Below are 1,195 nucleotides of genomic sequence, written 5' to 3'. Positions count from 1 at the left end.
GTGGGCCGCAACTAACAAGTGGGGAAAAGGCACCCCACTGATTGAAGTTTCACTTTATAACCCCCATAAAAAGAAATAATCTGCCGAATTCCTTTATAGTATCATCATAGTTTTAGACATCTTTGACCAACTATGGAGGAAATATGAGGAAAAAACAATCTATTTATAGTAAGTTCCAGAAATTTTGGAAGCAGAAACATATGACTCAAATTGCTATCCTGTCTGCATCAACCGCAGTATTAGCATTTTTGGGCTTTTTTTATTATTACGCAAACGGGGCAAATATTAGTTCGCTAGAACGCGGTCTTGCACAGTCCACTGTTTTATATGATTTGAACGGAGAAGTTGCAAGCAAAATATCTGCTAATAAAGTCGAAGGAATATCGATTAAGGAAATTCCAGAGCATATGAAAAATGCGGTAATCGCCATTGAGGATCACCGTTTCTATGAGCATAATGGTGTTGATTTTACGAGTATTGGCAGAGCATTCTTCCGAAACATGAAGGCTGGAGAAATTGTCGAAGGCGGCAGCACAATTACACAGCAACTGACAAAAAATGCATTGCTATCAGCAGAAAAGACATATAAGCGAAAAATAGAAGAATTTTTTCTTGCAAGGGAAATTGAGAAACAGTTTACAAAAGACGAGATTCTGCAGATGTATTTGAATGAGATTTATTTTGGTGAAGGTGCTTGGGGGCTTAAGCGAGCAGCAATGAAGTATTTCGGTAAGGATGTCAAGGACTTGACGATTAGTGAGGCAGCTTTATTAGCCGGCTTAATCAAAGCTCCTTCTGTGATTAACCCTTACAAAAATGAAAAGGCAGCACTAGATCGCAGAAACATTGTACTGGCACAAATGAAAACCAATGGTTTTATTTCAGAAAACCAATGGAAAGAAGCGAAAAATGAACAATTAGTTTTTGACGATAAAGGGGGAGATCCATTCAAGGGGAAATATCCGTATTATGTTGACGTTGTTCTAGAGGAAGGGATGAAGAAATACGGTCTAACTCTTGATGAATTACTAACCGGCGGTTATCAGATCTATACGGAGCTTGATCCATTCATGCAGTCGGCAGCGGAAGAAACGTATCGTGACGATTCCATGTTTCCAGCAGGGAAAGGGGATCGATTGGTTCAAAGCGGGGCTATTCTTATTGATCCGAAAAGCGGGGGTGTTCGTGCATTGGT

At 39.7% G+C, this 1,195-nt stretch carries 1 protein-coding gene; it reads left to right on the top strand.

Annotated elements, in window-relative coordinates; all coding sequences use genetic code 11:
• Positions 1-143: 143 nt before the first annotated feature.
• On the top strand, positions 144-1,195 hold a 1,052-nt coding region (locus tag V7149_RS09190), incomplete at its 3' end, for a transglycosylase domain-containing protein (protein ID WP_335345336.1).

The sequence above is a fragment of the Bacillus sp. JJ1503 genome (assembly GCF_036965125.1).
GTDB lineage: Bacteria > Bacillota > Bacilli > Bacillales > Cytobacillaceae > Cytobacillus.
Note: the sequence above shows the minus strand (reverse complement) of the source record. Positions and strands in the feature narration are given on the sequence as shown.